This is a genomic window from Enterobacter cloacae complex sp. 6730903 (assembly GCF_048283985.1).
Classification (GTDB): domain Bacteria; phylum Pseudomonadota; class Gammaproteobacteria; order Enterobacterales; family Enterobacteriaceae; genus Enterobacter; species Enterobacter hormaechei_C.
Genome location: NZ_JBLVXX010000096.1, coordinates 1 through 4,323, shown reverse-complemented (window position 1 = coordinate 4,323; position 4,323 = coordinate 1). Strand labels below are relative to the sequence as shown.

The 4,323-nt window shown below is 41.4% G+C and carries 3 protein-coding genes and 1 pseudogene; all 4 read right to left on the bottom strand.

Annotation, left to right across the window (positions count from 1 at the left end; all coding sequences use genetic code 11):
* Positions 1 to 99 precede the first annotated feature (99 nt).
* A pseudogene (locus tag ACNQ0W_RS24690) lies at positions 100 to 2,526 on the bottom strand (hypothetical protein); the annotation flags it as partial.
* A 119-nt stretch (positions 2,527 to 2,645) separates the two neighbouring features.
* On the bottom strand, positions 2,646 to 3,200 hold the full coding sequence (locus ACNQ0W_RS24685; RefSeq protein ID WP_000235773.1) for a plasmid transfer protein: 555 nt from the start codon (positions 3,198 to 3,200) through the stop codon (positions 2,646 to 2,648).
* An 8-nt stretch (positions 3,201 to 3,208) separates the two neighbouring features.
* Positions 3,209 to 3,634 carry a hypothetical protein gene (locus ACNQ0W_RS24680; protein WP_000836981.1) on the bottom strand — a complete coding sequence of 142 codons (426 nt, stop codon included), beginning with the start codon at positions 3,632 to 3,634 and terminating at the stop codon, positions 3,209 to 3,211.
* Entirely contained in the window at positions 3,624 to 4,076 is a 453-nt protein-coding gene (hdtA, locus tag ACNQ0W_RS24675) for a H transfer determinant A (RefSeq protein ID WP_000952689.1), read from the bottom strand. The genes ACNQ0W_RS24680 and hdtA overlap by 11 nt, the downstream gene beginning before the upstream one ends.
* Between the last annotated feature and the right edge of the window lie 247 nt (positions 4,077 to 4,323).

Genomic DNA, 4,323 nt, shown 5'->3' with positions numbered 1-4,323 from the left:
TCTGTTCGTCGGAAAAACGCTTCTTCATGGGGATGTCCTCATGTGGCTTATGAAGACATTACTAACATCGGGGTGTACTAATCAACGGGGAGCAGGTCAGACCGGCAATGCTTCAGTCAGCGCAGTTCTTTCGTATGTAGTTTTATAACGGCCTGTTTCTGGATCTTTGCCGTATACACTTTTTTGAGAGTATATCGTGACGTCCCATTCTCCCATTGTTTTACGGTCAAATGCACTTTTACGTGTGGAGTTGTTATAACGCCCCACTGTTACCTTTAAGGGCACTTCAAGAGATGTGGCTGTTTTTTTGTCATCCACTTCCATCGATGCTCGAATATTGAAATCAGGCACCGTATATACGTTGAGGGTGTCTGTAGTTCTTAATTCTGGATCCTTTGAGTATTCTACAGCTATGTCAAAGACGTTCTTTGTCCACAATGGTGCAGCAGCAACCTTGACCCTTTGTACAAAGGTCGTTGCATCGTTGTTTGAGGAACGATTTTTAAATGACGTTTTGACAGCCTCAGAGCCGTTTTGAGAGACGATCATCGTAACGTCAGCTGGTACCACCTTCGCTAATATTCGAGCGGCCTCCCCCCCGGTCGTATAAGCCAGAGCAGTGTTCGGATTGATGCCTGCTATGACTTTATTCTTTTTGTAAGAGATGATCGGGTTGTATGGTAATTGTGTGGTCAGAGTACGGCGATTCCTTGCGGAAACCGCTTTAGAGCCCTTCCCGTTAATCATATAGACTTGATAGTCGAGCAGATTCTCACCTGTTTTATTAAAGAATCCAGTTAGACCCGGGGTACGTCCTTTAAAATAGAACTCCAACCCATCAGGGACATTGTTCCACTGAGGGTAGCATGCTGTAACATCTGATTTTTCCCCATACCAGGCGAGGTAAGCATTCGCATTTTCCTCTGTGGTAAACAGAGTGCATTTATCACCAGCTGTTTGACTAAGCAGGTCCGTATACTGACGTACGCGCGAGTAAAGAGTTACGTTTTTTTCCAGATTCTTAAGAGTGAATCCAGTAGGTTGATAAGTGAACACGGTACTGAAATTTACGTTTTTTCCATAAAGGTTTTCAGCCACCACAGTAATCTCGTGATCCGAATTAACTGCTAAATCGTCTCCAACCGGCAGGTAGTAAATACCTTTATAATTTGTAGGTGTTAACGAAACTACTTTGTTGTCTATTGTTACTGATTTTATGTCAGCAACCCCAGCCTGCCCCTGGAAAGCTGCAACGATAATCTCGTTCAGGAAGTATACGGGTGCTCGTTTAGTTAATACCTGCCCATCTTTGAGAACCATAAGCGTTGGGTTATCAGACAGCATCAGTTTGCTTTCAGGCTCAGTGTACGTAGAAGAGTTTTTGCTCGTATTTTCTACTGTAAAAGTCGCTGCGTAGGACCCGTTTATAAGATCCGTTAAGTCAAAGATATAGAGGTACTCATCACCGACTTTTTGAGGTCCACTTACCGGCTGTAAAGTTCTACGTAAAGGGGTTGCCCAGGACTGTTTGAAATCAATCTCAGTGCCATCATCTAAAGTCACTTTAGTCGTCGGCTTAAACACGCCATCCGGAGTCATAGTGAGCGACATAGCTGTTGGGAGCCACCATTCACCTTCTGTTTCTTGCTGGGGTACCTTAACGGCCACAGCAACGGTTTTGGCTCCGGTATAGATGTCCTGGCCACCTACTTTGATTGTTTTAGCCTCATCGGTAAAATTCCAAAGTGTATGGTCTACTACAGGAGGCCGATAATCCCAGTTAACAACAAGCTTTTTGGATTCAGGAGGTGCGAAATAATTATTCTTAGAGTTTGCTGTAATTGTGATATCACGTGAACCCAAAAGTTCATCTGTATCACTGGCCTTAATGCTTCCAACTTCAATGGTACAGGAAGTTCCGCCAATAGGTACTTCACAGGCGGAGCCTGAACCTATTGAGATGTATTGAATATAATTGCGGGGTTCAACAGAAACAGCGATATCTTTGATCGCTTCATCCTTTAAATACGATTTGAAAGAAAAGCCGTCATAGACTAATCCGTTCAGGGATGATTTAAGACCGGTGATAGTTGGTTTTACCGGTGCCACACTTTTGATTGAATATTCACCTTTTACTATTTCAACTTTTTTCCGTTCAGAACCAGAGAAGTAAGAAATCTTGTAAGGTAGTTTTAAATCACCGGTGGTGTTGGGAACGCCTGAAAGAGTGAAGCCGTTAGAAGTTAATCCCAAGGTATTGGGTAACCACTCAAAAAAACAAACGAGGTTATCAACAGAGGAAGTCGCTCGATCATCAACCGTTACATTACAGGCTGTGCCTGCACCTGAGGCAGTGATAGTGTTAGAATTAACGTATGCAACAAAGTCGCCCGGCCCCGGGTCAAAGGATACGGCTGGCAAATCAGCCTGTAGCTTTCCTGAAATCATAATCGCTTCAGCATAGACCGCTTTAATCGGAGCAATTAAAGAAAACAACAGGGCTAAACCTAAACCTGATTTTCTCATGACGAATACCTGTTTTTCTGAGCAAAATTAAACTCACTTTACGATGAAAAACAGAAATATCCGTTCGTATAACATTTAAAAAAACCTGTATTTTTCCGTATATTCCGTATGTTAATGCGCTATTTTGAATTCTTGGCTTCAGATAAGCGAAGCGCGGTAATTATAGACTCGGAGCTTACCCAGGGCGTTTTTTGAGCAAGATATCCAAGTATGTAGAGGCCAATTTTAACGCAATCCATTTGTGAGACGGGGACCATGTGCATGAAGGGTTTTAAGCCATCTTTATCGACTGGAACTATCCCTGCGGATAACAACAAACCGCCCCTCTCGTTTGGGGTAACGCTTATATTTTTGTATACGACGTGGCCATGATGTGAGGTTTTCCTCTTATCAATCTTTAAAGTATGCATGATTCTAAGAAATACAGATGCCATCTGCATAACTTCATTCGTCGACAATTTTAGAAGTACAGAACGGTTTGAGCCCCAGTCATAATCTTTTTTTGCGTTCCTTGGAGCGACGTGCAATGTAAGATAATAATTATCAATCTCATTTGAAAAAGGTGAAGGTTTTGATGAGCTAACATCTTCATTGTTCATCTCAATGACAAGGGCTGCATCCTGACCAAATGCTTTAACATTATGGTTTTTAAGAGCGAAGTCTGAAGTTGCCATATAAAAAGTCACTTTTGATAAAACCACATACCGCCTAATGATTCATCATCGGCAAGATGCTTGAAATTTGATAGTGTAAATCCTGTTTTGGTTTCAGAAATCACCAGGCTGTAAGATGCCGTATGTACAAGGCGAGAATTGTTTAGATCAAGATCATCACAAAAACCAGGGCTTTTGACGGGGTCAGCCTTTTCAACAAAAGTTACTTTTGAAGCGATGCCGTTGATCACGATTTTCTCGTTATCAGCAATTTTAATGTTTAAAGAAGGCGAGCTTTTATCACATGGCAGGAAGAGTGATGTCTTTTTAAATGTGTTTCCAGTGAAGTCCAAAAGGTCAGGTTTAACCGGAACATTGTTTAGGATTTTATAAACTCCAGCAAATGCACATAACACAACAAAACCAGATAAAACATATCTAATCTTAGACTTCATCCCCCAGTTCCTCTCCTAAAAGTTTTAACGCGCTTACGCACATAAGCCTCAACTGATACAGTAAGTTATCAGCGGTTATTCCACCAACGAAGGTAACTGTACGTCGTATTGATGCTCCGCCAGGCTCGCACTGGATATGGCCAATACCAGAATCACGGAGGAAGTCATTTTCTGCACTTACAAGGTCTGACTCTACAGGTGGAATGATAACTTCAATGAGTATTGTATCAACTGGGGCCCACTCCCAATCGAACTTAAGAGAGGAAATTGGGGATATAGAAACAAGAAGCTCATCAATATTAAAAATTACGGGTTTTATTCCCATAACCTCAGACTGAATGAAGTGGCTTTCTACCATAACTACCGGAAACTCTGAAATAGTCAGAACTCCGATTAACTGGTCTCGGCGTAAACCATGTATTAGTGAGTTGCGAGATAGCATTCGATCAGCCTTTATTATAATAATCAATCATTTGGGACAAGGACAAAAGGGATTACAGAAACGAAGATTCTACATGAACATCGTTGTCAGTGACCTTAGGTCCATCGGGTATAAGGGTATCAAAAAATCCTTACATAACCATTAAACCACAAAGACTTTTTACGTAAAATAATAATTAAGTACCAGATTTATTAAGATAATTCTTAGGTTTTTTACAAATTTAGGAAAAATCCGCACTTCCTGTAAC

Bases quoted from the DNA above. Each gene is read 5' to 3' on its own strand.
- ACNQ0W_RS24680 (WP_000836981.1), bottom strand. From the start codon at position 3,634: ATGAAGTCTAAGATTAGATATGTTTTATCTGGTTTTGTTGTGTTATGT.
- ACNQ0W_RS24685 (WP_000235773.1), bottom strand. From the start codon at position 3,200: ATGGCAACTTCAGACTTCGCTCTTAAAAACCATAATGTTAAAGCATTT.
- hdtA (WP_000952689.1), bottom strand. From the start codon at position 4,076: ATGCTATCTCGCAACTCACTAATACATGGTTTACGCCGAGACCAGTTA.